Source organism: Sphingomonas sp. Ell38C01, from assembly GCF_055231975.1.
On record NZ_JBUYVA010000001.1, the window covers coordinates 2,044,453 to 2,066,939 of the forward strand.

Below are 22,487 nucleotides of genomic sequence, written 5' to 3' on the forward strand. Positions count from 1 at the left end.
GCTTCGACAGGCTCAGCCCGAACGGAATATCATGGACCAGCATCTGATCGCGATCCTCGCCGGCGACGGCATCGGCCCTGAAGTGACGCGCGAGGCGCGGCGGGTGCTCGAGGCGCTCGACCTGGGGCTCGTGTTCGAGGAGGCGCCGGTGGGGGGGGCGGCGTACCGGGCGAGCGGGCATCCGCTGCCGCCCGAGACGCTGGCGCTGGCGAAGCGGTCCGCCGCGATCCTGTTCGGTGCGGTCGGCGATCCGGCGTTCGATGGGCTGGAGCGCGCGCTGCGGCCGGAGCAGGCGATCCTGGGGCTGCGCAAGGAACTGGCACTGTTCGCGAACCTGCGCCCGGCCAGGCTGTTCGAGGGACTGGAGGAGGCCTCCGCGTTGCGCCCCGAAGTGGCGGCGGCGATCGACATGGTGATCGTGCGCGAGCTGAACGGCGACGTCTATTTCGGCGAGAAGGGGATGCGCACCACCGCGGACGGACGCCGCGAGGGGTACGACATCATGTCCTATGCCGAGGACGAGGTGCGCCGCATCGCGCGCGTCGGGTTCGAGACGGCGCGAGCGCGGAACGGCCGGCTGTGCTCGGTCGACAAGGCGAACGTGCTGGAGACGTCGCAGCTGTGGCGCGACGTGGTGATCGAAGTGTCCGCGGACTATCCCGACGTGACGCTCAGCCACATGTATGTCGACAACGCCGCGATGCAGCTAGTGCGCAATCCGGGGCAGTTCGACGTGATCGTGACCGGCAACCTGTTTGGCGACATCCTGTCGGATCAGGCGAGCATGTGCGCGGGATCGATCGGGATGCTGCCCTCCGCCGCGCTGGGCGCGACGGGGCAGGGCCTGTACGAGCCGATCCATGGCTCCGCGCCGGACATCGCGGGGCAGGGCAAGGCCAATCCGTGCGCGGCGATCCTGTCGGCGGCGATGCTGCTGCGCTATTCGCTGGGGATGGGCGAGGCGGCGGACCGGATCGAGGCCGCGGTGTCCGCAGCGCTGGGGGCTGGCATGCGGACGCCCGACCTGGGCGGCGCCGCGTCGACCGCGGCGATGGGGGATGCGGTGCTGGCGGCGCTCGCGGGGTGAGCGGGACGCTCGACCTCGCCATCGTCATCCCGACGTTCAACGAGCGCGCGAACGTGCCCCGGCTGGTCGCGAGCCTCGATGCGGCGCTGGCGGGGGTGGCGTGGGAGGCGATCTTCGTCGACGACGACAGTCCCGATGGCACCGCGGACGTGGCGCGCGAACTGGCGCGGGTCGACCGGCGGGTGCGGGTGATCCAGCGGATCGGGCGGCGTGGGCTCTCCACCGCGTGCGTCGAGGGAATGTGCGCGACCGCGGCTCCCGTCGTCGCGGTGATCGACGGCGACATGCAGCATGACGAGACGCTGCTGCCGAAGATGCTCGCGGTGCTGAGGCGCGACGATGCGGTCGACGTGGTCGTGGGGTCGCGGTTCGTCGATGGTGGCGGGACGGGGGAGTGGGATCGCGACCGGGTCGCCAAGTCCGCCTTCGCGACGCGGCTGTCGCAGCGGGTGCTCAACGTCGATCTCAGCGACCCGATGAGCGGGTTCTTCATGATCCGCACCGACATCGTCCGCCGCGTCGCGCCCCGCCTGTCGGGGATCGGGTTCAAGATCCTGCTCGACGTGATGAGCGCGGCGCCGGAGCGCCTGCGCGCTGTCGAGCTGCCCTACGTGTTCCGCGTCAGGACCGAGGGGGAGTCGAAGCTCGATCACGTCGTCGCGATGGAATATCTGATCGCGCTGTACGACCGGCGGTTCGGGCGCGTGGTGCCCGTCAGGTTCGCGATGTTCTCCGCGATCGGGGTGCTGGGGCTGGGCGTGCACATGGCGGTGCTGTCGCTGGCGTTCGTCGGGCTGGGGACGACGTTCCTGCTGGGCGAGATCGTCGCGACGGTGATGGCGATGACGTTCAACTTCTTCGTCAACAACGCGCTGACCTATCGCGACCGGCGGCTGAAGGGCGCGCGCGCGCTGTTCGACGGCTGGGTGAGCTTCTGCGTGGTGTGTTCGGTCGGCGCGGTCGCCAATGTCGGCGTGGCGGCGTTCCTGCACGACGTGCGTGCCGGGGCGTGGGCGGCGTCGGCGCTGATCGGGGTACTGATCGGCGCGGTGTGGAATTATGCGCTGTCGTCGCGGTTCGTGTGGGGGCGGTACTAGGGCCGCTCGATAGTCGACAGAACCGGTTGGTGTCGCTCCCGCCCGTTCGTCTCGAGTACGGATCGAGCGACGTCGAGAGCCCGTATCGAGAGACCGCGTCCGCACCTGTCTTTCGATATGCCGTCTCGACTTCGCTCGACGGCGACTCGAGACGACCGGAAACGGGTGGCCGGAAACGGGTGGCCGGAAACGGGTGGCCGGAAACGGGTGGATGGCGATCCGCCCTAGACCCAGGTCGAGAACCACGTCCAGTGGCGGAACGCGCCGGGGCTTGCGAGCGGTTGCGCGGAGAGGACGGGGTAGAAATAGACGAACACCCCGATCGCGGCGATCGCGTAGCTTTCGTCCCAGTGCTGGAGCCGGGCGCGCCAGTGATCGAACGCGGCGGCGATCGCGAGCGGGAGGACGATGCTCGACACGTAGTAATAATAATAGAAGCCGATCGACTTGGGGATCGCGGCCCAGATCGCGACGCTTGCGATCCAGAGCAGCGCGATGCCGAGCAGCGCGATGGAGCCACGCAGGCCGGCCCAGAGGCACGCCGCGGCCGCGACGAGCCCGCTCCACATCAGCACCGGGTTGCCGAGCATCAGGATGCCGCGCTGCGCGCCGTCGACGGGTTCGTAGAGATACCAGATCGGGCGGATCATCAGCGGCCAACTCCACCAGTCCGACTGGTAGGTGTGCGGGGGCAGGACCTGGCGCTGGCGGGCGAGCATGTCGAACTGGAAAGGGAGCAGGCGGGCGAGGGGCAACGGATCGGAGGCGTAGAAGAAGGCGGGGGTGAAGGTGAGGAGGTACGCTGCGACCGCGACCGCGCCGAACGCGGGCGCGGCCCAGACGGGCAGGCCGGTGAAGTGTCCGCGTCGTCGCAGCGCGTAGAATGCCAACATCGCGAACGCGACATAGGGCGCGGCGACCCATTTGCAGGCGGTCGCCAGCCCGAGCAGCGCGCCCGCGCCGAGATAGCGCGCCCAGCCGCCACGGCGCATCGCCCACAACGTGCAGGCGAGACCGGCCATCAGGAAGGCCGCCATGAACCCGTCGAGCATCGCGATCCGCGCCTGGACGTAGACGGTGAAGTTGAGCGCCACGAGCAGCGCGCCGAAGGTGCTGGTGCGGATCCGTCCGAAGGTGAGATGGAGGATCGCGAAGGCCGACATGACGATCGATGCGCCCGCGAACGTGGAAGCGATCCGCCAGCCGAACGGGGTGTCGCCGAACGCGGCGATACCGGCGGCGATGAGCGCCTTGCCGAGCAGCGGGTGCTCGATGTTGGTCGGGCCGGACAGGGTGAGCAGCGCACGCGCGGCGGGGAGATAGTGGACCTCGTCGAAGACGGGCGCGTGCGGGACGGCGAGGCGATAGACGAAGAACAGCCATGCGACGAGGCCGAGCGCGAGCGCGGCCGGGACGGGGCGTTTCAGGATGTTCGGCATCGTGTGTGGCGTCCCCCTTGGTGCGCTTGTGCCAACCGCGAGGGAGTAGGCCAAGCCTTCCCGTCACCCCGGCGAAGGCCGGGGGCCATGTTGCCGCGCGCGGGGATCGAGGGGAAAGGACTGCCGGTGCGGTGACGTGGACCCCGGCCTGCGCCGGGGTGACGGACGCGGGGTGGGCCGTCCTCTCCACGAAAGGGTTGTGACGCAAGGCCGTCACCCGCTAAGCGCTGTCGCATGAAGCGCCGCACCGGACAGGACCCGTCGATCACCAGCCACTGGCGCCCCGCCACGCGCGCCATCCGCGGGGGCACCGCGCGATCCGAGTTCGGGGAGACGTCCGAGGCGATCTTTCTGACCTCGGGCTATGCCTATGACTGCGCGGGCGACGCCGCGGCGCGGTTCGCGGGCGAGCAGCAGGGCATGACCTATTCTCGGCTCCAGAACCCGACGGTCGAGATGCTGGAACAGCGGATCGCGTTGCTGGAGGGGGCGGAGGCGTGCCGGACGATGGCGTCGGGCATGGCGGCGATGACCGCGGTGCTGCTGTGCCAGCTCCAGACCGGCGACCATGTCGTCGCTGGGCGCGCGGCGTTCGGATCGTGCCGCTGGCTGACCGACACGCTGTTGCCCAAATTCGGCATCGCCACCACGATCGTCGATGCGCGCGATCCGCAGGCGTTCGAGGATGCGGTGCGCCCCGAAACCAAGGTGTTCTTCTTCGAGACGCCTGCCAACCCGACGATGGATATCGTCGACCTTCGTGCGGTGTGCGCGATCGCGCGCGAGCGGGGCATCATCTCGGTCGTCGACAATGCATTTGCGACGCCGGCGTTGCAGCGGCCGATGGAATATGGCGCGGACGTTACCGCCTATTCCGCGACCAAGATGATGGACGGGCAGGGGCGCGTGCTCGCGGGCGCGGTGTGCGGCACGAAGGACTTCATCGACAACACGCTGCTGCCGTTCACGCGGAACACGGGGCCGACGCTGAGTGCGTTCAACGCCTGGGTGGTGCTGAAGGGGCTGGAGACGCTCGACCTGCGCATCCGCCGCCAGTCGGAGAATGCGCTGGAAGTCGCGCGCTTTCTCGAGGGGCGCGTGCCAAAGGTCCTGCATCCGGGGCTGCCGAGCCATCCGCAGCACGACCTGGCGATGAGCCAGATGGACATGGCGGGCGCGATCTTCGCGATCGAGCTGGATGGCGGACGGACGCAGGCTCACGGGCTGCTCGATGCGCTGGAGCTGGTCGATATCTCGAACAATATCGGCGATTCGCGGTCGCTGATGACGCATCCCGCCTCGACGACGCATGCGAGCGTGAGCGAGGACAAGCGCCTCGAGATGGGGATCGACGAGGGCATGCTGCGGCTGAACGTCGGGCTCGAGGACCCTGCGGACGTGATCGAGGATCTCGACCGGGCGCTGGCGAAAGTCGGGCTGTGAAGGCGCTGTTCCCCGCGGCGGAAACGACCGGCGGGGTGACGGTGCGCGTGTCGGTCAGCTTTCTGCCCGAACAGTCGCAGCCGTCGCGCGGGCGCTGGTTCTGGGCGTATCATATCCGCATCGAGAATGACGGCGACCAGCCGGTGCAACTGCTGACGCGGCACTGGATCATCGTCGACGGGCGCGGCGCGCGGCATACCGTCGAGGGTGAGGGCGTGGTCGGCGAACAGCCGGTGATCGCGCCGGGGGCGAGCTACGATTACGTGTCGAGCTGCCCGCTGGCGACGCCGACGGGATCCATGAAGGGGCGTTACCGGATGATCGACGCGCTGGGGGCGGCGTTCGACGTCGCGATCCCGCACTTCGCGCTGACCGCGCCCGCGGTGATGGGATGAGGACGGTCGTGCCTTCATCGCCGTTCGTTTCGAGCGTAGTCGCAAAACGTGCCAAGACCGCTGTGCAGCGTTTCTCGACTTCGCTCGAAACGAACGGATGGGGAGCGGTCTCGTGAAGCGCACGCATCTTCCGCTCAACGGGTTGCGCGTACTCGATGCTGCGGCGCGGCATCTGTCGTTCACGCGCGCGGCGGACGAGCTGGCGGTGACGCCGGCGGCGGTGGGTCAGCAGGTCCGCGCGCTGGAGGAGACGCTGGGCGTCGTACTGTTCCGGCGGACGACACGGGGGCTGGAGCTGACGCCGGAAGGCGAGGCGGGGCTGGTGGCGCTGCGGCGGGGGTTCCTCGAGTTCGAGGAAGCGGTGCGCGCGATGCAGGCGGGGCAGTCGTCCAAGTCGCTGACGATCGCGGCGCCGCGCGACGTGGCGGAGAAGTGGCTGATGCCGCGGCTCGCCGAGATCGCGCGCGGCGACGGCGAGCTGCGCTTCGCGATCATCACCGCGGACGATGCGCTCGACTTCACCGAGGCGAACCTCGACCTGGCGATCCGCTGGGGCGAGGGGCCGGGCGAACTGGAGGGCGAGGCGCTCGAATCGGACGGAATGGTGACGGTCGAACGCACCAGCGGCGGCGCGGACGTGGCGATCGCGTGGACCGGCGGCCCCGACGAGCCGGGTGCTGCGGTTCGGGTCGGGGATGCGGGGCTTGCGATCGATGCGGCGGCGGAAGGGTTCGGGCGCGCGACGGTGCCGGAGTTGCTCGCCGCACGGGACATCGCGAACGGGCGGGTGCGCGTGATCGGCGAGGCGCTGCCCTCACGGATGGGATACTGGCTGATCGCGCCGGTGCCGCAGTGGCGGCAGAAGAAGGTTCAGGCGCTGGTCGAGGCGCTCAGTTCTTGAGCTTCCAGCCACTGCGCAGGAGCGCGTAGCACAGGATCGCGAGCGCGACGTCGATCGCGAGGATCACGACGCCGCCGATCATGACGGGCGAATCGGCGATGCCGAGGAAGCCGTAGCGAAAGCCCGAGATGACGTAGAAGAACGGGTTCGCGTGGCTGATCGCGCGAAATGCGGGGGCGAGGCGATCGACAGAGTAGAAGGTGCCGCTGAGCAGCGTCAGCGGTGCGACGACGAAATTGGTGACCGCCGCGGCATGATCGAACTTTTCCGCCCAGATCGACGTCAGGACCCCGATCAGCGCGAGCATCGTCGCGCCGAGGACGCCGAACCACAGGATCGCGACCGGGTGGACCGGGGTGACGTGGACGCCGGGCCACAGCGCCATCGCGAGCCATACGGTGCAGCCGACGCAGATCGCACGCGTCACGGCGCCGCCCACCAACGCGGCCAGCAGTTCGAGGTTCGAGAGCGGCGGCATCAGGTAATCGACGATGGTGCCCTGGATCTTGCCGACGAGCAGCGAGAAGCTGGCATTGGCGAACGCGTTGTTGAGCATCCCCATCACGATCAGCCCGGGGGCGACGAAATCGGCGAACGCGACGCTGCCGCCGCCCAGCGGGACGGCCGAACGTGCGCCGAGCGCGACCGTGAAAATGACCAGATACAGCAGCGTGGTGATCGCGGGCGCCCAGATCGTCTGGAGCTGGACCTTGAAGAAGCGGCGCACCTCCTTCACATAGAGCGCCTTGAGGCCTCCCCAATTGACGTTCCTGATGACGGGGACGCCGGGGGCGCTTCGCACCGCCGACTGGATTTCACCGATTGGGGGCTGGCTGCTCATGATGCGTGGCGGTAATCGCCTGTGTCGCTGCCCGCAACCCGGCACGCTAGAGGATTTGGATCGATTATGTCGTGGACCGACGAGCGCATCGATACGCTCAAGGTGATGTGGGAGGGCGGACAGACCGCCTCGCAGATCGCCGAGGCGCTGGGGGGCGTCAGCCGCAACGCCGTGATCGGCAAGGCGCACCGGCTGGGGCTGCAATCGCGGCCGTCGCCCGTGAAGTCGAACGATGCGGAGGCGAAGGCCGAGCCGGTCGCTGCCGTCGTCGCACCGCCGCCGGCGACCCCCCAGCCCGAACCCGAACCCGAGCCCGTCGTGGAAATGGCGCCCGAGCCGGCTCCCGCGCCGCGCATGGAACCGCGCGCGGCGGCGCCGGTGGCTCCCGAACTCGCGATCGAGGACGACGAGGAAGAGGAAGAAGACGACGCCGACGCGGTCGTCGCGACTCCCGCGCCGGTCGAGCGTGCGCCACAGCCGATCATGCGATCGGTTGGTCCCGGCGGCTTCCTGCGACAGGCGCCTGGCGAGCAGCAGGCCCCGATCGCGCCCGCGCCACCGCGCCGGCTGGTCCCCGCCAAGCCGTCGGCCGAGATGGCGGACAAGACGTCGTTGCTCGATCTGAACGACAAGATCTGCAAGTGGCCGTTGGGGCATCCGGGCGAGCCGGACTTCCACTTCTGCGGCGACAAGGTGAATCCGGGATTCCCCTATTGCGTCGCGCATTGCGGACATGCGTACCAGGCGCAGCTCCCGCGGCGCGACCGGCGTGCGCCGCCGTTGCCGTTCGGAGGGCCGCGGGCGCGATAGCTCGTTATCCCGGCGGAAGTTGGGATACCCCTCCTTCGGGAGCGTGCCCGGATAGGGTGCTCGCCCGGCTCAGGGAGATCCGGCTTTCGCTGGGGTGACAGATGAAAAAAGCCTCCGCCGGTCGATCCGACGGAGGCTTTTTATTATCGAGGCTGGGCCGCTAAAGAGAACGGCCCGGACAAGATCAGAAGCGGAAGTTCACCACGCCGCGGACGCTGTGCCAACGGAAGTAATCGAAGTTCCGGCGCATGTCGGTGCCAGTGGTATTCGGCGCGAGCACAAACGGATTGGTCGCCGGGGCGGTGCCCTGCGTGACGCGGACCTTGTAGTCATTGTCCTTGTACATGTGGAACAGATACTCGACGCCGATCGAGACGTTCTTGCCGAGCTTCTGCTCGAGACCGCCACCACCGACGAAGCCCCACTGGTTGTTCTTCGTATCGATACCGGTGAAGGCATTGGCGGCGTTGGTGGTGGTGAAAAAGTTCTTGATGCGCGCATAGCCGACGCCCGCGGTGCCGTAGAACAGCGTGGTGTTGGCTGCGAAACCGCCACGCAGGCGTGCGGTGGCTTCCCAGTCGAGCTCGCGGCTCAGGGTGTAGCTGGCGGGCGTGGTGCTGAACGCGCCGACATTGTCGCGGATGTTGCTCTTGCCGAACTCGCCGACGATACCGCCGACATAGGCACCGCGCTGGATGTCGAAGCCGACGCGCGCGGCGTATGAGATGTCGTCGCGATCGTTGCTGCAGCCGAGTGCGGGGGTGTTCGTGAAGGGCTGGCCGTTGCAGAAGCCGGGCGAGAACGCGTTCGCACCGGTCGCGGTCGACACGGTGTCGCCGAAATTGCCGTCGAGGTTGCGATCGAATTCGATACGCTCGCCGACATCGTTGGGCTGGACATCGAAGCCGACCGAACCACCGACATAGACGCCGCTGAACGGGCGATCCTGAACGGTGTCCTGCGCGAAGGCGGGCTGGATGAAGGCAAGGCTGGCGACGCCCGCCAGGGCGATCGCGGTGTAGTTGCGCATGGATAGGCTCCCGGTACGTTTCGAAGAAGTGTGATCCAGCAAGCGCTTGGCGCGCGATTAATGTCCCTCAAGTTCGACAAATACGGCCGGTGTGGCCATTCGGTCACAGTGCTGCGCTGCGGCGTGGACGCAAAGCGATCGAAAAGTGCGCGGTCTGGTCGCGGCGGCGGGGGCGTTCTATACCCGCGGGATGGCCAACGACCCCAAAGACCTCTTCGCCGCCCCGACCAGCACGCCGTCCGATTACGACGCGTCCTCGATCGAGGTGCTGGAGGGGCTGGAACCGGTACGCCGGCGGCCCGGCATGTACGTCGGCGGCACCGACGAGCGTGCGCTGCATCATCTCGCGGCCGAGGTGATCGACAACGCGATGGACGAGGCGGTCGCAGGGCATGCGACCCGGATCGAGGTGACGCTGGAGCCGGACAACCGGCTGACCGTGGTGGACAACGGGCGCGGCATCCCGGTGGATCCGCACCCGAAGTTTCCGGGAAAGAGCGCGCTGGAGGTGATTCTGTCGACGCTCCATTCGGGGGGCAAGTTCGCAGGGAAAGCCTATGCGACCTCCGGCGGGTTGCACGGCGTGGGCGTGTCGGTGGTCAACGCGCTGTCATCGGATACCGTCGTCGAGGTGGCGCGCGACCGGCAGCTGTACCGCCAGCGATTTTCGCGCGGTGTGACATTGGGGCCGCTCGAGCGGCTGGGCGGGACGCCGAACCGGCGCGGCACCTCGGTGGCGTTCACCCCGGACGAGGAGATCTTCGGGCCCGAGCTCGCGTTCAAGCCCGCGCGGCTGTACCGGCTGGCGCGATCGAAGGCGTATCTGTTCGCGGGCGTCGAGATCCGGTGGAAATGTTCGCCCGAGCTGGTGGAGGGCACCGATACGCCTGTCGAGGCGGTGTTCCAGTTCCCCGGCGGGCTGGCGGATCATCTGCGCGAGCAGCTGGGCGCGCGGGAGTGCGCGACCGCGGACTTCTTCTCGGGTGCGCAGGCGTTTCCCGGGGAGCAGCAGGGGCGGGTCGAATGGGCGGTGGCGTGGCCGCTGTGGAGCGACGGCAGCTACAGCTGGTATTGCAACACGATCCCGACGCCCGACGGCGGCACGCACGAACAGGGGCTGCGGCAGGCGCTGGTCCGCGGGCTTCGCCAGTTCGGCGAGCTGGTCGGCAACAAGCGCGCCAAGGACCTGACCGCGGACGACGTGATGGTCGGCTGCGAGCTGATGCTGTCGGTCTTCATCCGCGAGCCGCAGTTCCAGAGCCAGACCAAGGACCGGCTGACGAGCCCCGAGGCCGCGGCCTTGGTCGAGCGTGCGGTGCGCGACCATTTCGACCATTTCCTGAGCCACAACATGGAACGCGGCAAGGCGTTGCTCGGCTATGTGCTCGAGCGGATGGACGAGCGGCTGCGGCGCAAGGCGGAGCGCGAGGTGAAGCGCAAGACCGCGACCTCCGGGCGCAAGCTGCGGCTGCCGGGCAAGCTGACCGATTGCGCGAGCGACAGCCCGGGCGGGACCGAGCTGTTCATCGTCGAGGGCGATTCGGCGGGCGGCTCCGCAAAGCAGGCGCGCGACCGCAAGACGCAGGCGATCCTGCCGATCCGCGGCAAGATCCTGAACGTGGCGTCCGCCACCTCCGCCAAGATTTTCGCCAACCAGGAGATCGCGGACCTTACGCTGGCGCTGGGCTGCGGCACGCGCAAGGACTGCGTGCCCGAGAATCTGCGCTACGACCGGATCGTCATCATGACCGACGCGGATGTCGACGGCGCGCATATCGCGACGCTGCTGATGACGTTCTTCTTCCAGGAGATGCCCGAGCTGGTGCGGCGCGGGCACCTGTATCTGGCGCAGCCGCCGCTCTACCGGCTGACGGTGGGAGCGAAATCGCTCTACGCGATGGACGAGGCGGCGCGCGCGAAGATCGAGGGCGGGGTGTTCCGCGGCAAGAAAGTCGAGGTGTCGCGCTTCAAGGGGCTGGGCGAGATGAACCCGATCCAGCTGCGCGAGACGACGATGGACCCGAAGACGCGATCGATGATCCGCATCACGCTCCCGCAGGAATATGAGGAGCGTGCCGGGGTGAAGGACCTGGTCGACCGGCTGATGGGCACGAACCCCGCGCACCGCTTCGCGTTCATCCAGGAGAATGCCGCGCGGATGGACGAGGATGCGATCGACGCGTGATGACCTATGACAAGCCTGTGTGGGCGCTGGCGGCGGCGTTGGCGGCGTTGGCCGGCTATATCGATGCGATCGGATTCGTGAAGCTGGGCGGACTGTTCGTATCGTTCATGAGCGGCAATTCGACCCGGATGGCGGTCGAGGCGGTGTCCGGCCGGCCCGGCGCTGCGATCGCGGCGATCCTGATCGGCGCGTTCGTAGTGGGCGTGGTCGTGGGTGCGGTCGTGGCGCAGATGGCGCTTGCGCATCGCGAGCCGGTCGTGCTGCTGGTCGTCGCGACTCTGTTAGCGTGTGCGTCGGCCCTCGACCGGGCGAACGGACCGGACGCGACCGTGTCGCTGCTCGCGGCGGCAATGGGCGCCGCCAATGCGGTATTCCAGCGCAACGGCGAGGTCAGCATCGGCGTGACCTACATGACGGGGACGCTGGTGAAGTTCGGCCAGCATCTGGCGGCGGCGCTGGCGGGGGGCGCCCGGTTCGGCTGGGCGCCCTATGCGATGTTGTGGAGTGGGCTGGTCTGCGGCGCGATCGCCGGGGCGACGCTGTATCCGCGGATCGGGACCGCAAGCCTTTGGGGAGCGGCGGCGGCGGCGGGGCTTCTGGCGATCGTGTCCACCCGGCTGCGCATACCGCCAGTCGGTTGACGCTTGCCCCTTGTCGCCGGTATCAGGCGCATCCGGGCGGCCTGCATTGGGTCGCCCATGCTGTTTGAACGAAGGAGACCTGTCGTGTCCACGCCTGCCCTCATGCCCGTTTATCCGCGGTGCGATGTGCGGCCGGTGCGAGGCGAGGGGGCGTATCTGTTCGGCGAGCGCGGCGAGCGGTATCTCGATTTCGCGAGCGGGATTGCGGTCAATTGCCTGGGGCATGGCCATCCAAAGCTGGTGAAGGCGATCGCCGACCAGGCGGCGACGCTGATGCACGTGTCGAACCTGTACGGATCGCCGCAGGGCGAGCATCTGGCGCAGCGGCTGGTCGATGCGACGTTCGCGGATACGGTGTTCTTCACCAATTCGGGCGCGGAGGCAGTCGAGTGCGCGATCAAGACCGCGCGGCGCTATCATTTCGCGAACGGCAATCCCGAGCGGCACGACCTCATCACCTTCGACACCGCCTTCCACGGACGGACGCTGGGGACGATCTCCGCGACCAACCAGGCGAAGATGCGCGACGGGTTCGAGCCGCTGCTGCCCGGATTCAAGTACGCGCAGTTCAACGATCTGGAGGGCGCGCTCGCGCTGATCGACGGCAATACCGCCGGGTTCCTGGTCGAGCCGATCCAGGGCGAGGGCGGGATCCGCCCGGCATCGCCGGAGTTTCTTCAGGGCCTACGCAAGGCCTGCGACGAACATGGCCTGCTGCTTGTGCTCGACGAGGTGCAGGCGGGGTACGGACGGACGGGCAAGCTGTTCGCGCACGAACTGTACGGCGTGACTCCGGACATCATCGCGGTGGCCAAGGGGATCGGCGGGGGCTTCCCGCTCGGCGCATGCCTCGCCACCGAAGAGGCGGCGAAGGGCATGGTGTTCGGCACGCATGGCTCGACCTATGGTGGCAACCCGCTGGCGATGGCGGCGGGGGAGGCGGTGCTCGACGTGCTGCTGGAGGACGGGTTTCTCGAGCAGGTGACCGCGATGGGCGAGCGGCTGCGTTCGGGCCTCGAGCAGATGATCCCGAACCACGATCACCTCTTCGATCACGTCCGCGGGCACGGGTTGATGCTGGGACTGAAGCTCAAGAGCGACAGCCGGCGGTTCGTGGCGCATTGCCGCGACCATCACGGGCTGCTGCTGGTCGCGGCGGGGGAGAATGTCGTGCGCATCCTGCCGCCGCTGGTGATCGACGAAACGCACATCGCGGAGTGCATCGAGCGGCTGAGCGATGCAGCGCGCATCTATGTGCCGGTAAGCGACGATTGAACGAACCTGATCCTCCCCGGCACGGGGAGGGGGACCATGCGAAGCAGGGTGGAGGGGGAGTGCGGCATGGCGGTTCGCTCGCGGCGAGTCCCCTCCACCGCTCTTCGAGCGGTCCCGGTGGCAGGTCGATCATGCTCCCGGCATGATCTCGGCTTGCCGGGGGCAAGCCGTCCTGCCACTCGTGCCGGGGAGGATCTATGACACGCCATTTCCTGAACCTGTCCGATGCCGGCGGCGATGCGATCGCCGCGATGCTGGCGGACGCGATCGATCGCAAGGCGGCGCGCGCCGGCTTCCCCAAGGGACGCGCGGACGCCGATGCGCCGCTGGCGGGGCACACGCTGGCCATGGTGTTCGAGAAGAACTCGACGCGCACCCGGGTGAGCTTCGACATGGCGATTCGCCAGCTAGGCGGGACGTCGATCGTGATGGACGCGGGCAGCATGCAGCTGGGCCGCGGCGAGAGCGTGGCGGATACCGCGCGCGTGCTGTCGGGCTATGTCGACGCGATCATGATCCGCACCGACGACCATGCCAAGGTCGAGGAGATGGCGCACTACGCCTCGGTTCCGGTCATCAACGGGCTGACCGACGCGTCGCATCCGTGCCAGATCGTCGCGGATTTGCTGACGATCGTCGAGGCGGGCAAGTCGCTGCCGGGGCTCAAGGTCGCGTGGCTGGGGGACGGCAACAACGTGCTGGCGTCGATCGTCGAGGCGGCGGGGCTGATGCACTTCGACGTGATCGCGGCGTGCCCGCAGGGATTCCAGCCCGAGGAGGAGGCGATCGTCCGCGGCTCCGGTCGCGCGCGCATCGTGTCCGATCCGGCGGAAGCGATCGCGGGGGCGGACGTCGTCGTCACCGATACCTGGATCTCGATGGGGCAGGCGCAGGCGGAAACAAAGTTGAAGGCGATGATGCCGTATCAGGTCACGTCGATGCTGATGGGGTGCGCGAAGCCCGATGCGGTGTTCCTCCACTGCCTGCCCGCGCATCGCGGCGAAGAGGTGACCGCGGACGTGATCGACGGCGCGCAGTCGCTGATCTGGCAGGAGGCGGAGAACCGGCTGCACGCGCAGAAATCGATCCTGCGTTGGTGTTTCGGGCAGATCGGTTGATCGGGCGACCGATCCACCTATCTTCGTCATGCCCGCGCATGCGGGCATCCCGCTTCTGTTCGGACGGGTCGATATAGAAGAAGCGGGATCCCCGCTTTCGCGGGGATGACGATGGACACTGTGAACGACCTCGACCGGGCGCTCGGCTTCGCTATTCCGGCGCAGCATGCGCGCGGGCGCGTCGTGCGGCTCGGGCCGGTGCTCGACGAGATCCTTGCCGCACATGCCTATCCTCCCGCGATCGAGGCGCTGCTGGCGGAGGCGCTGACGCTCGCGGCGCTGATCGGCGCGACGCTGAAGGACGATGCGGGGCAGCTGACTCTCCAGACGCAGACGCAGAACGGCGTCGTCTCACTTCTGGTGTGCGATTATCGTGGCGGCGAGGTGCGCGGCTATATCCAGTATGATGCGGACCGTCTGGCGGATGCACCGGCGGACCCGACGCTGTTCGCGCTGTTCGGGCAGGGCTATCTGGCGATCACGTTCGACCTCGCGACGACGAGCGAGCGCTATCAGGGCATCGTCCCGCTCGACGGCGAGACGCTGGCGGAGGCGGCGCAGAGCTATTTCCTCCAGTCCGAGCAGATCCCGACGCTGATCCGCGTCGGGATGCGCAAGGGTACGGACGGGCGCTGCGTGGTGGGCGGGCTGTTGTTGCAGCACCTGCCCGAGGGCGAGATCGGGCGCGAGCGGCTTCACACCAAGCTCGACCATCCCGAATGGGACCATGTCGAGGCGCTGGGATCGACGATGGGTGGCGAGGAACTTGCCGACCCTGCGCTGCCGCTGGAGACGCTGGTGTGGCGGTTGTTCAATGAGGAAGACGAGATCCGCGTCGTCACCGCGACGCCGCTCACACGCGGATGCCGATGCAACGATGCGCATATCCGATCGGTGCTTGCCAAGTTCCCGCTTGAGCAGCGGCTGGAGATGGCGGACGCGGACGGGGTGATCGGGGTCGATTGCGCGTTCTGTTCGCGCATCTTTCCGGTACGCGCGGACGCAGTCGAGGCGTGACGCTTGCGCCCGGCGGCGGCGATTGCGCGCCGAGACGTTAACCAATTCACAACGCTCGTGCGTTATCCGGGTGGTCAAGCAAGTTTGCGATACGTTGCCGACGCGCTTCTCTCCCTAGCTGATCTTCGGATCGAACTGGGCCGTCCTCCTGCAAGAGGGCGGCCCGTCTTGTCTGGCGCACCCTTGCGGGCGGCGGCGCGGGCGCGTAGCGGGGACGGGTCATGACAGTTCAGCAGCCACTGGCGGTCGCCCTGATCTCGGGCGGCCTCGACTCGATGGTTTCCGCCGCGCTCGCGCGCGAGGCGGGATACCGCGTCCTCGCGCTGTCGTTCGACTACAACCAGCGCCACCGGGTCGAGCTTGCGGCGGCGCGTCGGGTCGCGCGGCTGATCGCAGCGGAGCGGCATATCGTGCTGCCGATGGACCTGTCCGCGTTCGGCGGTTCCGCGCTGACCGACGATATCGACGTGCCCAAGGACGGTGCAGGGACGCACGAGGCGGGGGGGATCCCCGTCACCTATGTGCCCGCGCGCAACACGATCTTTCTCAGCCTCGCGCTCGGTTGGGCGGAGTCGGTGGGCGCGCGCGACCTGTATATCGGGGTGAACGCGCTCGACTATTCGGGCTATCCCGATTGCCGGCCGGAGTTCATCGCGGGGTTCGAGACGCTGGCCGAGCTGGCCACCAAGGCTGGCGTCGAGGGCGATCCGTTCCGCGTCCGCGCACCGCTGCAGGACATGACGAAGGCGGACATCGTCCGCGAAGGGGCGCGGCTGGGGCTCGACATGGGACTGAGCTGGTCGTGCTATGATCCCGCGCCGGGCGGGGTGCATTGCGGGTTGTGCGACAGCTGCCGGCTGCGCGCGAAGGGCTTCGAGGAAGCCGGCATCGCCGACCCGACGGCATACGCGACCGCGCCGTGAGCTACGCCGTCAAGGAGATGTTCCTGACGCTCCAAGGCGAGGGCGTCCATGCGGGGCGGCGCGCGGTGTTCGTGCGCTTTGCGGGATGCAATCTTTGGAGCGGGCGCGAACAGGATCGCGCGACCGCGGTCTGCCGGTTCTGCGATACCGATTTCGTCGGCGTCGACGGGCTGGGTGGCGGCAAGTTCGCGGATGCCGCGGCGCTGGTCGCGGCGGTGTCTGCATTCTGGGGCGGGGACGCCGAGCGCCGGTTCGTCGTGCTGACCGGGGGCGAGCCGATGCTCCAGATCGACGATGCGCTGGTCGATGCCCTGCACGGCGCGGGATTCGCGATCGCGATCGAGACCAACGGGACGCTGCCGGTGCACGCCGGGATCGACTGGGTCTGCGTCAGCCCCAAGGCAGGAAGCGAGACCGTCCAGCGATCGGGGGACGAGCTGAAGCTGGTGTGGCCGCAGCCCGGCAGCGACGTGGCCGCGATCGAGACCTGGGATTTCGCGCATTTCCTGCTCCAGCCGCTCGACGACCCGCAGGCGGACGCGAACCGCGATGCCGCGATCGCGCTGGTGATGGAGCGGCCAAAGTGGCGGCTGTCGTTGCAGACGCACAAGATGCTGGGGTTGCGGTAGCCCGATCGTCATCCCGGCGAGGGCTGGGATCTCTCGCCCCGAACTCGGCTTAATGCGGCAAGAGACCCCAGCTTTCGCTGGGATGACGGCAATGTCAGCGCTGCGCCATCGCGGTCGGCGCGGCGCTCGCCCATGACGGAACGCCACATTTCTTTTCCACCCATTCGCCCTTCTTCGACCAGCAGATCGGGTCGAGACGCGGCGTCGGCATCTGCGCAACATAATAGGAGCGCAGGAAATTCTGCTCGCCCCACGGCACCAGGCTGTTGCGGATCTCGCGCATCCGGTCGATCGCAAGCGCGCCGAACTTGCCGCGCGGTGCGAACAGCGCACTGCGGCCGACGGCGTGCGCGGTTTCGCAGAAATTATATTGGGCCGAGACGGTCGCGAAATTGGAATAGGTGCGCGTGCCGAACTGGTCGAGCGCGGTCTGGCCGGCCTTGGGCGTCTTGTTCGTCCGCGCGAAATATTTCGACAGCGTATCGAACGAGGATTTCAGCTCCTCCTTGTGATCGGTCAGCAGCGCGTTGTAGTTGTCGACGGTCAGCAGCGTCGGCTCGAACTGGCACTGAAGCGCGGCGACGTTGAGTGCGGCGCGCATGTTCCAGATGACGCCCGCGCGAAGCTCGGCAGGCGTCGCACCCGGCAGCGACAGCCCGATATCGGCCTCGGATCCCGTTACCGGACGCCCCGACAGATCCTTCGACTTCATGAAGAACTGCGCCGAGGCAGGCATCGCCGCCGCCAGCGCGGTCGCCGCGAGCCCCAATCCCGCGTTACGCCACACACCCATCACCTGATCCTCCCAGAGGCGTTCCCGCCCCGAACAACATGCCGGATTCTAGGCGTTTTCGGATGGCAACCCAAGCCCCATTTACCATGACGCGCCGCGATCCGGCCGCAGTCTGGCGCACGGCCCCGTAACGATCGTGCAAGCGGCGAAGGTTTCCGGACGCGAAAAGGACCGCCCGGTTGCCCGGACGGTCCATTTTTTCCGACGATATGTCGATCCGCCGAAGTGGCAGATTACATCGCGTTGGTGGTCGTGGTCGTCGTGGTGGTGTTCGACATCATCATGTCGTTCCCCATCGTGTCGTTGGCCATCATGCCACCGTTCATAGCGCCGTCGACGGCGGTCATGTTGTCGGTCATGGTGTCCATGCCCTCGGTGGCATTCATGTCGGTGACCATCGTGTTGTCGGTCGTCGTCGTCTCGGTCTTCGAGCCGCAGGCCGAAACCATCAGCGCGGCGCCCGCGATCATCGAACCGGTCAGAACCTTGGAAAAGACTGCACGCATTTGGAAGCTCCCTAGATAGAAGACCTGGGGTGGCTGTCTGGCCTTAATACCCAAATCGAAGTAGACATTAATCGGATAACGCCTGCCCCTCAAGCCTCGTTTTCACGCGGACAAGACAGGCTTTCAAGAAAAGCGTCCCGAGTGAACGCAAGGGCTGCGTCAAAGGTTGCGGCGTTCACCGCTTTCCCGAGCGCGGCGGCGGACGTGACGGGGTAGTCGGCGATGCCGCATGGCACGATTCCGCCGAAATGCGACAGGTCCGGCGCGAGATTCACCGAGAAGCCATGAAGCGTGACCCAGCGGCGGACGCGTACGCCGATCGCACCGATCTTCGCTTCGACCCCGGCCTGGTCCAACGTCCAGATACCGATCCGTCCCGGCGCGCGGAACGCGGCGATGCCGATCTCCGCCAGCGCGGCGATCACCCAGCCCTCCACCGCATGGACGAAACAGCGCACGTCGCGGCCGCGCCGGTTCAAGTCGAGCACGAGATAGCCGATCCGTTGGCCGGGCCCGTGATAGGTGTAACGCCCGCCGCGCCCCGCCGCGACGACGGGAAAGCGCGGATCGATCAGCTCGGCCGGATCCGCGCTGGTGCCGGCCGTGTAGACGGGGGGGTGTTCGAGCAGCCAGATCAACTCCCGCGCCTCGCCCGCGACGACCGCGGCGGCGCGCGCCTCCATCTCCGCGAGCGCGGTCGCATAGTCGGTCAGCCCCGGCGTCACCCGCCACTCGATCGCCGCATCGGTTGCCATCGTCGTCATCGCGGGGAGATGCGACGTGCGACCGCGATTGGCAAGGCGGGGCGGGGCGGCTAGGCCTGCGCGCATCGGGACAACGACGACGGGGATGCGCGGACATGGTTCGGATCGGCACGGTGTGGGATCGCACGGTCGAGGTGATCGGCGGACGGACGAACATGCTGGCGGGGATCGCGGTGGCGACGCTGCTGGTGCCGACGATCGTGCGCGATGCGCTGCGGGCGTTCGCGCCGGCGAGCGGTGGCCTGTTGGCCGTGATCGGCATCCTGTCTATCCTGGTCGTGGCGATCATGCTCTTCGGGCAGCTGGCGCTGACCGCGGTGTCGAGCGACCCGGCGACGACGCGCGGCGATGCCTATGCGATCGCGCGGGCGCGGCTTGGGGCGGCGATCCTTGTCGTCGCGATCGCGGTGGTCGTGGTCGTGGTCGCGTCGATCCCGGCGGGCGTGCTCCTGGCGAATGCCGGCTACGACTTCACCGCGGCGGCGGCGAGACAGCCGCAGACGACGCTGTCGCCCGGTGCCGTCGGCCTGACCGGATTGTACCTGATCGTTCTGGGCGTCGTCGCGATGGTGGTCGGCTCGCGGCTGTCGGTGCTTTGGCCGGTGATCGTCAACGAGCGGCTGGGACTCGCCGCCTTCGGGCGCGCGTGGCGACTGACGCGGGGCATGACGTGGAAGCTGATCGCGGTGGCCATCCTGTATGCGATCGTGCTGATCGTCGCGTTGACCGCGGCGACCGCGATCACGGGAATCGTCTTCCGCCTGATCCTAGGCGCCGACAATCTGGCGCTGGTCACCTTCCTTGCGTCACTGGCGGGCGCGATCGTGACGACGGTGTTCGCGGTGCTGCAGACGGTGTTCGTCACGCAGCTGTATGTTGCACTGCGGGCGCGGGAAGAGGGCATCGCCGTCGTGCCGGTCGCATGACGCCGTCCTTCGCCCGGCTTCTGGCTGAAAGCTGGGCGCTGTTCCAGCGCGAAGCGGACCTGCTGCTCCGGATCGTTGGGCCGTTGCTGTTTCTGCCCGCGCTGGCGGTGCAACTGCTGACCGATCCGATTCCCGCGCTGCCGGCGTCTCCGCGGACGGAGGCGGCGTTGAGCGCCTGGCTCGACGCGGTCGGCGTGTGGGGGCAGACCAACGCGATCTGGTATCTTGTCGCCGACGCGATCGGGCTGGTCGGGGTGGCGGCGATCGCGCTGCTGCTGCTCGATCCGGCGCGGCCAGACGTGCGCGGCGCGCTGGGCACCGCGCTGCGCCGGCTGCCGCGGTTCGTGCTGGCGAGCGTGCTGATCGCGATCCCGGTGGGGCTGGGGTTGTGGATGCTCGCGCTGCCGGGCCTGTACATGCAGGCGCGGCTGATTGCGGCGGTGCCGGTGCTGGCGAGCGGTCAGCCCGTGTCGGCGACGGGCGCGCTCGCACGGAGCTGGCGGATGACCGCGCGGTCGCCGTTCGCGCTGTTCGGGGCGGTCGTGGCGCTGTTCCTGATGCAATGGATCGCGGTGTTGCCGCTGATGCCGGTCGAGGACTGGCTGCGGATGCCGGGGCAGGGCAACCCCGTGGCGATCGCGATCGTCGATGCCGGGATCGCGGGGGTCGCAACCGCATTCCATCTGGCGCTGACGATGCTGGGCGTCGTCGCCTATCGGCGGTTCGCCAGCAGCGGGACCTGAGGCGCGGCGTCCTGCGGCAACAGGCCTGTGGCGCGCGGATCGGCGAACGTCTCGATCGTCCGCGCGATCGCGACGAAGCCCTGCGCGCGATAGAAGTTGAGCGCGGAGGGGTGATCGAGCGTGCAGGTGTGGACCCAGACGCGGGTGACGCCCTTGCGCCACGCCCGCGCCATCGCCTCCGCCATCAGCCAGCGGCCGTGACCCTGCCCCGCGAGTTCGGGGACCAGCGCGAAATAGGACAGCTCGCAGGCGCCGGGGTGACGGAAGTCGAGCTCGACCATGCCGATCTCGATCCCGGCGCGATCGGTGGCGGCGTAGACCTCGACCGCGGGATCATGGACGATCGCGGCGAGCGCGGCGTCGTCCATCACGAGCCGCGAATACCAGAGCCACGGTGCGCCGACGCGGCGGAACAGCGTGCGATAGCGCGACAGAACGGGCGCTGGCCATGCCACGAGACGCAGCGGCGACGCGGGGAGCGGGCGCAACGGCGGGCGGGCGCGCATCTCCAGCGTGGTGACGATCGTCGCGACGTCGCCGGGGGCCACGGGGGTCAGTCCCATGAGGCGAGCGGCGGCAGGCTCATCAGGATCGCGTCGATGTTGCCGCCGGTCTTGAGCCCGAACAGCGTGCCGCGATCGTGGACGAGATTGAACTCGACATAGCGCCCGCGCCACGCGCGCATCGCGGCGACGTCCGCGTTGGTGAAGGCGTCGTGCATCCGGCGGCGGACGATGCGGGGATAGGCGTCGAGGAACGCCCTGCCGACATCCTGCGTGAAGGCGAGGTTCGCGTCGAAATCGCCCTCCAGATGATCGTAGAAGATGCCGCCGACGCCGCGCGCGACGTTCCGGTGGGGAATGAAGAAATACTCGTCCGCCCACGCCTTGAACCGCGGATAATAGCCCGCGTCATGCGCGGCGCAGGCGCGTTCGAGCGTGGCGTGGAAATCGGCGGTGTCGTCCGCGACCGGAAGCGGCGGGTTGAGGTCCGCGCCACCGCCGAACCAGCGCTTCGTGGTGACGAGGAAGCGGGTGTTCATGTGGACCGCGGGGACGTGGGGGTTGGCCATATGCGCGACGAGGCTGATCCCGGTCGCGAAGAAGGCGGGGCTTTCGGCGGCGCCGTGGATCGACCGGGCGAAGTCGCCGTCGAGCGTGCCACCGACGGTCGAGACGTTGACCCCCACCTTTTCGAATACGCGGCCCTTCATCACGCCGCGGACGCCGCCGCCGCCGGGCGCGCCGCTGGGATCGGTGCGGTCCCACGGAATGTAGGCGAAGGCGGCGTCGGACCCGGCCTCGCGCTCGATCGCCTCGAACTCGGCGCAGATCGCATCGCGCAGATGTTCGAACCACGCGCGGGCGGCAGCTTGCTGGGGGTCGAGATCGATCATGGTTCGGGCCGTATCAAAGGATCGGCAGCGGGGGGAGGGGTTACTGGTAGCGCGAGACGTTCTCGAAGCCGGCGTTGGCCTTCGTCATCTTCATCAGCTTGCGCAGGCAGGCGCGGACTTCGCGTTCGGCGCGGGCGTCGTCGTGGATGCCCGTCATCCGGTATTCGTCGCGCGCGAGGAGCGCCTTGAGCGATGCCGCGAAGCGCGTCTGGTCGTCGGCGGAGTCGCCGACGGCAGCTGCGCGACAGGCCCATTCCTCGGCCGCGGCCTTGTCGTAATCATCCTCGTGACCGTAGCCGCGCTTGTCGGCGCGCGCCTGCTCGCTGCGTGCGGCCGCAAGGCGACTGTCCAGCCAGCGGCGGACGCGTTCGCCGTTCCATGGGTTTTCGGGATCGCTCATTCCAGCCTCATTTCGATCGCGGACTGGAACGACGGTAGCGGGGTGGTGGAGCCGAAGGGAATCGAACCCTTGACCTCTGCAGTGCGATTGCAGCGCTCTCCCATCTGAGCTACGGCCCCGCCCCGGCC

24 protein-coding genes and 1 tRNA gene are annotated in these 22,487 nt (G+C 68.1%); 15 read left to right on the forward strand and 10 right to left on the reverse strand.

Annotation, left to right across the window (positions count from 1 at the left end):
- Positions 1-31 precede the first annotated feature (31 nt).
- Positions 32-1,087 carry a 3-isopropylmalate dehydrogenase gene (gene leuB / locus ACV7NO_RS09725; protein WP_463405802.1) on the forward strand — a complete coding sequence of 352 codons (1,056 nt, stop codon included), beginning with the start codon at positions 32-34 and terminating at the stop codon, positions 1,085-1,087.
- Positions 1,084-2,184 carry a glycosyltransferase family 2 protein gene (locus tag ACV7NO_RS09730; RefSeq protein WP_463405803.1) on the forward strand — a complete coding sequence of 367 codons (1,101 nt, stop codon included), beginning with the start codon at positions 1,084-1,086 and terminating at the stop codon, positions 2,182-2,184. The genes leuB and ACV7NO_RS09730 overlap by 4 nt, the downstream gene beginning before the upstream one ends.
- A 224-nt stretch (positions 2,185-2,408) precedes the next feature.
- On the opposite strand, the gene ACV7NO_RS09735 is transcribed toward ACV7NO_RS09730, so the two are convergent.
- Positions 2,409-3,623 carry a phospholipid carrier-dependent glycosyltransferase gene (locus tag ACV7NO_RS09735; protein WP_463405804.1) on the reverse strand — a complete coding sequence of 405 codons (1,215 nt, stop codon included), beginning with the start codon at positions 3,621-3,623 and terminating at the stop codon, positions 2,409-2,411.
- 234 nt (positions 3,624-3,857) lie between these two features.
- Between ACV7NO_RS09735 and ACV7NO_RS09740 the strand changes: the two genes are divergently transcribed.
- The 3 genes from ACV7NO_RS09740 (at position 3,858) to ACV7NO_RS09750 (ending at position 6,362) form a co-directional block, all read left to right on the forward strand.
- Positions 3,858-5,066, forward strand: coding sequence for a trans-sulfuration enzyme family protein (locus ACV7NO_RS09740; protein WP_463405805.1), 1,209 nt, complete (start codon positions 3,858-3,860; stop codon positions 5,064-5,066).
- On the forward strand, positions 5,063-5,461 hold the full coding sequence (apaG, locus tag ACV7NO_RS09745; protein WP_463405806.1) for a Co2+/Mg2+ efflux protein ApaG: 399 nt from the start codon (positions 5,063-5,065) through the stop codon (positions 5,459-5,461). Before ACV7NO_RS09740 ends, apaG begins: the two co-directional genes overlap by 4 nt.
- A 112-nt stretch (positions 5,462-5,573) precedes the next feature.
- Positions 5,574-6,362 (forward strand): LysR family transcriptional regulator, encoded by a 789-nt coding sequence (locus ACV7NO_RS09750; RefSeq protein WP_463405807.1) that lies wholly within the window; start codon positions 5,574-5,576, stop codon positions 6,360-6,362.
- On the opposite strand, the gene ACV7NO_RS09755 is transcribed toward ACV7NO_RS09750, so the two are convergent.
- Positions 6,352-7,203: an ABC transporter permease gene (locus tag ACV7NO_RS09755; RefSeq protein ID WP_463405808.1), complete on the reverse strand. Its 852-nt coding sequence runs from the start codon at positions 7,201-7,203 to the stop codon at positions 6,352-6,354. The genes ACV7NO_RS09750 and ACV7NO_RS09755 overlap by 11 nt on opposite strands.
- A gap of 66 nt (positions 7,204-7,269) precedes the next feature.
- Between ACV7NO_RS09755 and ACV7NO_RS09760 the strand changes: the two genes are divergently transcribed.
- Positions 7,270-8,013, forward strand: a complete 744-nt coding sequence (locus ACV7NO_RS09760) for a GcrA family cell cycle regulator (RefSeq protein WP_463405809.1) — start codon at positions 7,270-7,272, stop codon at positions 8,011-8,013.
- Between the two features lie 184 nt (positions 8,014-8,197).
- Here the strand turns inward: ACV7NO_RS09760 and ACV7NO_RS09765 are convergent, their stop codons facing one another.
- A complete protein-coding gene (locus tag ACV7NO_RS09765; protein WP_463405810.1) occupies positions 8,198-9,043 on the reverse strand; it encodes an outer membrane protein in 846 nt (281 codons plus the stop codon).
- Positions 9,044-9,233: 190 nt separating this feature from the next.
- Between ACV7NO_RS09765 and parE the strand changes: the two genes are divergently transcribed.
- The 7 genes from parE (at position 9,234) to queE (ending at position 16,831) form a co-directional block, all read left to right on the forward strand.
- Positions 9,234-11,228 (forward strand): DNA topoisomerase IV subunit B, encoded by a 1,995-nt coding sequence (parE, locus tag ACV7NO_RS09770; RefSeq protein ID WP_463407313.1) that lies wholly within the window; start codon positions 9,234-9,236, stop codon positions 11,226-11,228.
- Positions 11,228-11,869: a DUF1275 family protein gene (locus tag ACV7NO_RS09775; protein ID WP_463405811.1), complete on the forward strand. Its 642-nt coding sequence runs from the start codon at positions 11,228-11,230 to the stop codon at positions 11,867-11,869. The genes parE and ACV7NO_RS09775 overlap by 1 nt, the downstream gene beginning before the upstream one ends.
- An 84-nt stretch (positions 11,870-11,953) precedes the next feature.
- Positions 11,954-13,144, forward strand: a complete 1,191-nt coding sequence (locus tag ACV7NO_RS09780) for an acetylornithine transaminase (protein ID WP_463405812.1) — start codon at positions 11,954-11,956, stop codon at positions 13,142-13,144.
- Between the two features lie 197 nt (positions 13,145-13,341).
- The gene (argF, locus tag ACV7NO_RS09785) at positions 13,342-14,262 is read left to right on the forward strand and encodes an ornithine carbamoyltransferase (protein WP_463405813.1); all 921 of its coding nucleotides are present in this window, start codon (positions 13,342-13,344) and stop codon (positions 14,260-14,262) included.
- A gap of 105 nt (positions 14,263-14,367) precedes the next feature.
- The gene (locus ACV7NO_RS09790) at positions 14,368-15,279 is read left to right on the forward strand and encodes an Hsp33 family molecular chaperone HslO (protein ID WP_463405814.1); all 912 of its coding nucleotides are present in this window, start codon (positions 14,368-14,370) and stop codon (positions 15,277-15,279) included.
- A 221-nt stretch (positions 15,280-15,500) separates the two neighbouring features.
- A complete protein-coding gene (gene queC / locus ACV7NO_RS09795) occupies positions 15,501-16,202 on the forward strand; it encodes a 7-cyano-7-deazaguanine synthase QueC (RefSeq protein ID WP_463405815.1) in 702 nt (233 codons plus the stop codon).
- A complete protein-coding gene (gene queE, locus ACV7NO_RS09800) occupies positions 16,199-16,831 on the forward strand; it encodes a 7-carboxy-7-deazaguanine synthase (protein ID WP_463405816.1) in 633 nt (210 codons plus the stop codon). Before queC ends, queE begins: the two co-directional genes overlap by 4 nt.
- Before the next feature lie 94 nt (positions 16,832-16,925).
- Here the strand turns inward: queE and ACV7NO_RS09805 are convergent, their stop codons facing one another.
- The 3 genes from ACV7NO_RS09805 to lipB all read right to left on the reverse strand — a co-directional run bounded on the left by ACV7NO_RS09805 (position 16,926) and on the right by lipB (position 18,894).
- Positions 16,926-17,624, reverse strand: coding sequence for a hypothetical protein (locus ACV7NO_RS09805; protein ID WP_463405817.1), 699 nt, complete (start codon positions 17,622-17,624; stop codon positions 16,926-16,928).
- A gap of 233 nt (positions 17,625-17,857) precedes the next feature.
- Positions 17,858-18,130, reverse strand: a complete 273-nt coding sequence (locus ACV7NO_RS09810) for a hypothetical protein (protein ID WP_463405818.1) — start codon at positions 18,128-18,130, stop codon at positions 17,858-17,860.
- 89 nt (positions 18,131-18,219) lie between these two features.
- Positions 18,220-18,894, reverse strand: a complete 675-nt coding sequence (lipB, locus tag ACV7NO_RS09815) for a lipoyl(octanoyl) transferase LipB (RefSeq protein ID WP_463405819.1) — start codon at positions 18,892-18,894, stop codon at positions 18,220-18,222.
- A gap of 95 nt (positions 18,895-18,989) precedes the next feature.
- Between lipB and ACV7NO_RS09820 the strand changes: the two genes are divergently transcribed.
- Both ACV7NO_RS09820 and ACV7NO_RS09825 read left to right on the forward strand, forming a co-directional pair.
- Positions 18,990-19,820 carry a hypothetical protein gene (locus ACV7NO_RS09820; protein WP_463405820.1) on the forward strand — a complete coding sequence of 277 codons (831 nt, stop codon included), beginning with the start codon at positions 18,990-18,992 and terminating at the stop codon, positions 19,818-19,820.
- Positions 19,817-20,563, forward strand: a complete 747-nt coding sequence (locus ACV7NO_RS09825) for a hypothetical protein (RefSeq protein WP_463405821.1) — start codon at positions 19,817-19,819, stop codon at positions 20,561-20,563. The genes ACV7NO_RS09820 and ACV7NO_RS09825 overlap by 4 nt, the downstream gene beginning before the upstream one ends.
- Here ACV7NO_RS09825 and ACV7NO_RS09830 read toward each other — a convergent pair.
- From ACV7NO_RS09830 to ACV7NO_RS09845, 4 genes are all read right to left on the reverse strand, one after another.
- Positions 20,533-21,126, reverse strand: a complete 594-nt coding sequence (locus ACV7NO_RS09830) for a GNAT family N-acetyltransferase (protein ID WP_463405822.1) — start codon at positions 21,124-21,126, stop codon at positions 20,533-20,535. The two genes, ACV7NO_RS09825 and ACV7NO_RS09830, sit on opposite strands and share 31 nt — an antisense overlap.
- Positions 21,117-21,959, reverse strand: a complete 843-nt coding sequence (hemF, locus tag ACV7NO_RS09835; protein ID WP_463405823.1) for an oxygen-dependent coproporphyrinogen oxidase — start codon at positions 21,957-21,959, stop codon at positions 21,117-21,119. The genes ACV7NO_RS09830 and hemF overlap by 10 nt, the downstream gene beginning before the upstream one ends.
- 40 nt (positions 21,960-21,999) lie before the next feature.
- Positions 22,000-22,359, reverse strand: a complete 360-nt coding sequence (locus ACV7NO_RS09840) for a hypothetical protein (protein ID WP_463405824.1) — start codon at positions 22,357-22,359, stop codon at positions 22,000-22,002.
- A gap of 43 nt (positions 22,360-22,402) precedes the next feature.
- Positions 22,403-22,478, reverse strand: a tRNA-Ala gene (locus tag ACV7NO_RS09845).
- Positions 22,479-22,487 lie beyond the last annotated feature (9 nt).

Coding starts and splice junctions, on each gene's coding strand:
- ACV7NO_RS09760 (WP_463405809.1), top strand. CDS start 7,270: ATGTCGTGGACCGACGAGCGCATCGATACGCTCAAGGTGATGTGGGAG.
- ACV7NO_RS09765 (WP_463405810.1), bottom strand. CDS start 9,043: ATGCGCAACTACACCGCGATCGCCCTGGCGGGCGTCGCCAGCCTTGCC.
- lipB (WP_463405819.1), bottom strand. CDS start 18,894: ATGACGACGATGGCAACCGATGCGGCGATCGAGTGGCGGGTGACGCCG.
- ACV7NO_RS09830 (WP_463405822.1), bottom strand. CDS start 21,126: ATGGGACTGACCCCCGTGGCCCCCGGCGACGTCGCGACGATCGTCACC.
- queC (WP_463405815.1), top strand. CDS start 15,501: ATGACAGTTCAGCAGCCACTGGCGGTCGCCCTGATCTCGGGCGGCCTC.
- ACV7NO_RS09740 (WP_463405805.1), top strand. CDS start 3,858: ATGAAGCGCCGCACCGGACAGGACCCGTCGATCACCAGCCACTGGCGC.
- ACV7NO_RS09805 (WP_463405817.1), bottom strand. CDS start 17,624: ATGGGTGTGTGGCGTAACGCGGGATTGGGGCTCGCGGCGACCGCGCTG.
- ACV7NO_RS09755 (WP_463405808.1), bottom strand. CDS start 7,203: ATGAGCAGCCAGCCCCCAATCGGTGAAATCCAGTCGGCGGTGCGAAGC.
- ACV7NO_RS09775 (WP_463405811.1), top strand. CDS start 11,228: ATGACCTATGACAAGCCTGTGTGGGCGCTGGCGGCGGCGTTGGCGGCG.
- ACV7NO_RS09735 (WP_463405804.1), bottom strand. CDS start 3,623: ATGCCGAACATCCTGAAACGCCCCGTCCCGGCCGCGCTCGCGCTCGGC.
- ACV7NO_RS09825 (WP_463405821.1), top strand. CDS start 19,817: ATGACGCCGTCCTTCGCCCGGCTTCTGGCTGAAAGCTGGGCGCTGTTC.
- parE (WP_463407313.1), top strand. CDS start 9,234: ATGGCCAACGACCCCAAAGACCTCTTCGCCGCCCCGACCAGCACGCCG.
- leuB (WP_463405802.1), top strand. CDS start 32: ATGGACCAGCATCTGATCGCGATCCTCGCCGGCGACGGCATCGGCCCT.
- ACV7NO_RS09820 (WP_463405820.1), top strand. CDS start 18,990: ATGGTTCGGATCGGCACGGTGTGGGATCGCACGGTCGAGGTGATCGGC.
- ACV7NO_RS09810 (WP_463405818.1), bottom strand. CDS start 18,130: ATGCGTGCAGTCTTTTCCAAGGTTCTGACCGGTTCGATGATCGCGGGC.
- ACV7NO_RS09790 (WP_463405814.1), top strand. CDS start 14,368: ATGACGATGGACACTGTGAACGACCTCGACCGGGCGCTCGGCTTCGCT.
- argF (WP_463405813.1), top strand. CDS start 13,342: ATGACACGCCATTTCCTGAACCTGTCCGATGCCGGCGGCGATGCGATC.
- ACV7NO_RS09840 (WP_463405824.1), bottom strand. CDS start 22,359: ATGAGCGATCCCGAAAACCCATGGAACGGCGAACGCGTCCGCCGCTGG.
- hemF (WP_463405823.1), bottom strand. CDS start 21,959: ATGATCGATCTCGACCCCCAGCAAGCTGCCGCCCGCGCGTGGTTCGAA.